We start from the raw sequence: 5,048 nt of genomic DNA, 5'->3' as shown, positions 1-5,048 counted from the left end.
TTCGATGAGCTGCATAATGGCTACGCTGGTGAAAGTTTTGGTTACGGAGGCCAGTTCAAATTCTGAATTGATTTTCAGGCTGTCTCTGTGCAGATAGTCTGCCCAGCCTATGGCTTTTTCATAAATGATCTTGCCGTCTTTGGCCACCAGCATATTGCCGTTAAATCCATATTTCTTATGTAAATTCTGTACGAAATCTGCTATGAATTTATCCCCCTTTGCAGGATTGTAAACGAGTAAAAGACTGTCAGCTTTATCGTCATTTTGGGTTCTTACGCGAGGATCAACAGCGGCTTTTTTATTGGAAGAAGAGCAATTTGTAAATAGAAAAGTGGCCATAACAGCCACGGCCAGAATATTACGGTAGGTCATGAATTGATAAGTTCTTTTTAAAAGCTGGAAAAATAAGAAATAATACTCCTTTTAACGTAAAAGAGTTTTAAACATTATCATCTTCATTACATTTCCATATGAAGATAAACCTTAAATTTGCAGCAAAACTTATATAGATTATGAATTTTAGAACGGAACATGATACCATGGGTGAAGTGCAGGTGCCTTCCGATAAATATTGGGGAGCACAAACTGAACGGTCACGTAATAATTTTAAAATTGGTCCTGAAGCATCTATGCCTAAGGAAATAATACATGCTTTTGGTTATTTAAAAAAGGCTGCAGCATTAGCGAACCAGGAACTGGGTGTTCTGGCGGCTGATAAAAAAGACCTGATTGTTAAAGCTTGTGATGAAGTTATTGCAGGTAAACTGGATGATCAGTTTCCTCTGGTGATCTGGCAGACCGGTTCAGGTACCCAAAGTAATATGAATGCCAATGAGGTGATTGCTTACCGCGGACACGTGATCAATGGCGGCGAGCTGGGCGATGCAAAGAAAGTCCTCCACCCGAATGATGACGTGAATAAATCACAATCTTCTAACGATACTTATCCTACTGCAATGCACATTGCGGCCTATAAACAAGCTTCAGAAGTTACACTTCCCGGGTTGGAAAAACTGCAGGCAACTTTAAGTGCCAAGGCTGTTGAGTTTGCATCGATTGTGAAAACAGGTCGTACGCATTTTATGGATGCAACACCTTTAACTTTGGGCCAGGAATTTTCTGGTTACGCTCAGCAGATTACGAATGGGATAAGAGCAATTAAAAATGCTCTTGTCATGATCAGCGAACTTGCTCTTGGTGGTACTGCTGTAGGTACAGGTTTAAATACACCCAAAGGATACGATGTTTTAGTAGCGAAAAAAATTGCTGAACTGACGGGTCTGCCTTTCGTCACAGCTCCAAATAAATTTGAGGCGCTTGCTGCACATGATGCGATGGTGGAGCTTTCTGGTGCTTACAAAAGAGTGGCGGTTTCTTTAATGAAAATAGCTAATGATGTGAGAATGTTAAGCTCTGGTCCACGTTCCGGTATTGGAGAAATTATCATCCCTGATAATGAGCCGGGGTCATCCATTATGCCAGGTAAAGTTAATCCTACGCAACCAGAGGCTTTGACCATGGTTTGTGCGCAGGTGATCGGAAACGATGTGGCAGTAAGTGTGGGTGGAAGTACAGGACATTTTGAATTGAATGTATTCAAACCGGTTATTGCCGCGAATGTGTTACAGTCGGGCCGTTTAATCGGTGACGCTTGTGTCTCTTTCAATGATCATTGTGCTGCTGGTATATTACCGAACCTTCCGGAAATTAAAAAGCACCTTGAAAATTCGCTGATGCTGGTGACGGCATTAAATCCTCATATTGGCTATGAAAATGCAGCAAAGATTGCAAAAAAAGCACATAAAGAGAATAAAACCCTTCGTGAGGCAGCTGTAGAACTGGGCTTATTAACCAGTGAGCAGTTTGATGAGTGGGTAAGACCGGAAGACATGGTCGGTAGTTTAAAATAATTGGGAAGTTTGATGATGAGAAACCTCTTCTTTTTCCTTTTATTGACTGGCGTGATGGTTTCCTGCAGAAGATTGCCTAATGTACAGGGAAAAGGAGAGGCCTTCCTTCAGGGGGTATGGAACCAGGACAGCATTGCCAACTCGGCCCGGTTGCTCAACTATACGCAGCACAAATTTAAATTTACATGCGATTCTTTCTATGTAGATATGGTTACGCACTCCAAAGTAAATTATTATTCAGATTCCTGCTTTAACGGTGGGGTTTGGAAAGAATACGCCAAAGGAGTATATGCAGTGCGGGCAGATAGTCTGTTTTTGGACGGTACTTTTACCAAGGCCAATTATAAGCAAAAGGTTTCCGGTTGTTATCAGACAGGACGGTTTTCCAAGAGTTTTCTGATTAAATCTGCAAAGCCTGAAAGTATACAGCTGGAAAGCATCAGTGATCAGAGAGACCTGGACTTAAACCTTAAAGAACGCATTATTTGCGAGCAAAAAGAATTATAAGAAATGAAGAGATATTCGATTAAAAATAAAATAAAAGCGGGTTTGATGATTGCTGCAATGGCGTATTTTCCTGTAAAGGCTTCTGCCTGGGGAATGACGGGCCATCGCGTAGTAGGACAAGTTGCAGATTATTACCTGACCGCTAAGGCACGGAAAGGCGTGCAAAAAGTGCTGGGCCCAGAGTCTATGGCTATGGCGGCCAACTGGCCTGATTTTATAAAATCTGATACGACTTTCAATTACCTGAATGCATGGCATTACGTCAACTTACCGGGGGGTCTGGACCAGCAGGGTGTCTATCAGTTTCTGAATACAGAAAAGGGGCCTAATGTGTTTAATAAGATTCCGGAGATGGTTTCCATTTTGAAAAATCCGCAGAGTAATGCAGATCAGAAAAGAATGGCGATGAGGATTCTGATACACCTGGTTGGCGACCTTCATCAGCCTATGCATACCGCAAGAAAAGAAGACCTGGGCGGTAATAAAATTAATGTGACCTGGTTTGGGCAGAAATCCAATTTGCATAAGGTTTGGGACGAAGGTTTGGTGGACTATCAGCAACTGAGTTATACAGAATATGCAGCCGCTATTAACCATCCAACGCCGGAGCAGTTCAAAACCTGGTCTGCAACTTCTTTACAAGATTGCGTTTATGAGTCTTATATGATCTGCAATAAAATTTACGATCATATAAAGCCAGAGGAAAAATTGAGCTACCGTTATAATTTTGATTATGTAGATACCATAAATGAGCAATTGTTGAAAGGCGGGGTCCGTCTGGCAAAAATCATCAATGATATCTACTCGAAATCTTAAAATTCAAATGATGGAACCATTTAAACTATTTATGATGATGTTGGGCTGTAAGCCTGCGGGGAGGCACACCGAACAACATGATGTTTTCTTTACGGTAAGCAGAACACTTAAGGAGACAATTCCAGGTATCCTGGATTTCTGGCCGGAGGCAAAAGAAAAAATTCACATAGATGCCTGGCGGGAAGTGACTGAGGTGGATGGTTACCGCATAGAAATTGTTGAAAAGAGTGCTGCTGAGGAGCAGGCGCCAAAATTATTCTTTATCAATTTAGGTGGGTACAAACAAGGAGAATTTGACGAACCTCATTACAAAATGGTTGTTGTAGCTCCAAATCTGGCTGATGCCACACGACAGGCAAAGGAGAGTGCTTTTTACCGTCATACCGGATTTTCAGGTGCAACCTCCCATATCGATGATAAGTATGGAGTGGATGTAGATGATATTTTTGAAATCATGGATATTTTGCCAAAAAGTATTAAAGAGAGCTATCGTCTCCGGATAACGAAGGCTCCCGGACTTCCGGCTGATGATATTCATTTGGGGTATTTTCCTCTTGGAAAGATCAAAGATTAAATAAGGTCATTATAAAATTATAAAGGCACAGCTGTAGATTGCTGTGCCTTTTATGTTTTAAACCCCGAATTCTTTATCCAGGTATTCTGTTACCTTATGTATGGCGTTGTCAATCGTGTCACTCAGAATCGTAATAAACGATCCGGATTTGGCTGTGGCGATAATGTATCTGAGACAATCTTCTCCATTGTTGTTGATCGTTACTTCCATGTCTGGTTTGATCTCATGGATGCCGGCCAGCAATAAGTCTATCAGTTCCTGTTGATTTCTGCCTCTCAGGTATTTTTCCTGGCAGATGATAATCTTGTCGAACATTTGAGCTGCGATCCGGGCCGTTTCTTTGATGTCTTCATCTCTGCGGTCTCCGGTACCCGAAATGACACCCACATGTTCCGTTGCTTCAATCGTTTTTAAATAATCCTTGATGCCGTTAAAACCATCTGGATTGTGGGCAAAATCGACCAGAATCTGGAACTCTTTGAATTTAAAGATGTTCATTCGGCCTGGCGTTTGAGCGGCAGAAGGAATAAATGTTTCCAGCGACATACGGATGTCCTCTATTTTATAACCGCAAAGAAAAGCAGCTAGCGTAGCAGCCAGTACATTCTGGATCATGAAATCAACACTTCCTCCAAAGGTGATAGGAACGTGTGTTACTTTATCTACACGTATCTTCCAGTCTCCTTTTTTAATAGTGATATATCCGTTTTCATAAATTGCAGCTGTTCCGCCTTTTTTGCAATGTTCAACAATGGCCGGATTTTTTTCGTCCATGCTGAAGTAAGCGATTTTACAGTCTGCATCATTGGCTATTTTAATACAGTATTTATTATCGGCATTTAATACTGCCCAGCCATCTCTTTTCACCGCACCGATCACTACGGCTTTCACACGGGTAAGATCATCAAGGTTATGGATGTCAGAAATTCCCAAATGGTCCTCCTGGATATTGGTCACCACTCCAATGTCACATTTATTAAAACCCAGTCCTGCACGTAGTATACCTCCTCTGGCGGTTTCCAGTACTGCAAATTCTACAGTTGGATCGCGAAGAATGAACTCAGAGCTGACAGGGCCGGTGGTATCTCCTTTCATCAGCATGGTATTTTGGACATAAATCCCGTCGGAGGTTGTATAGCCCACCCTGGTGCCATTGCTCTTTACCATGTGGGCAATTAACCGGGTTGTGGTGGTTTTTCCATTTGTGCCTGTTACCGCAATAATAGGGATTCTTGCAGATT

Annotated in this window: 6 protein-coding genes; 4 read left to right on the top strand and 2 right to left on the bottom strand. The window is 41.9% G+C overall.

The genetic code is table 11. The annotated features are described in order from the left end of the window. On the bottom strand, positions 1-372 hold a 372-nt coding region (locus tag VNZ46_RS25045), incomplete at its 3' end, for a serine hydrolase domain-containing protein (protein WP_325563715.1). Positions 373-512: 140 nt separating this feature from the next. Between VNZ46_RS25045 and fumC the strand changes: the two genes are divergently transcribed. From fumC to VNZ46_RS25025, 4 genes are read left to right on the top strand one after another with little or no spacing between them, the layout of a single operon-like run. Beyond that, entirely contained in the window at positions 513-1,910 is a 1,398-nt protein-coding gene (fumC, locus tag VNZ46_RS25040; protein ID WP_133783755.1) for a class II fumarate hydratase, read from the top strand. A 12-nt stretch (positions 1,911-1,922) separates the two neighbouring features. Continuing rightward, positions 1,923-2,417 carry a fumarate hydratase gene (locus VNZ46_RS25035; protein WP_325563713.1) on the top strand — a complete coding sequence of 165 codons (495 nt, stop codon included), beginning with the start codon at positions 1,923-1,925 and terminating at the stop codon, positions 2,415-2,417. 3 nt (positions 2,418-2,420) lie between these two features. After that, positions 2,421-3,233 (top strand): S1/P1 nuclease, encoded by an 813-nt coding sequence (locus tag VNZ46_RS25030; protein ID WP_325563711.1) that lies wholly within the window; start codon positions 2,421-2,423, stop codon positions 3,231-3,233. A gap of 7 nt (positions 3,234-3,240) precedes the next feature. Further along, positions 3,241-3,807: a DUF1543 domain-containing protein gene (locus tag VNZ46_RS25025; RefSeq protein ID WP_325563709.1), complete on the top strand. Its 567-nt coding sequence runs from the start codon at positions 3,241-3,243 to the stop codon at positions 3,805-3,807. Between the two features lie 57 nt (positions 3,808-3,864). Here VNZ46_RS25025 and VNZ46_RS25020 read toward each other — a convergent pair. Continuing rightward, positions 3,865-5,048, bottom strand: a 1,184-nt coding sequence (locus VNZ46_RS25020) for a Mur ligase family protein (RefSeq protein ID WP_325563707.1), incomplete at its 5' end; no start/stop codon positions are given.

Origin of the sequence: Pedobacter sp. (assembly GCF_035566355.1) — a bacterium.
In the GTDB taxonomy this organism is placed as follows: Bacteria; Bacteroidota; Bacteroidia; order Sphingobacteriales; family Sphingobacteriaceae; genus Pedobacter.
Note: the sequence above shows the minus strand (reverse complement) of the source record. Positions and strands in the feature narration are given on the sequence as shown.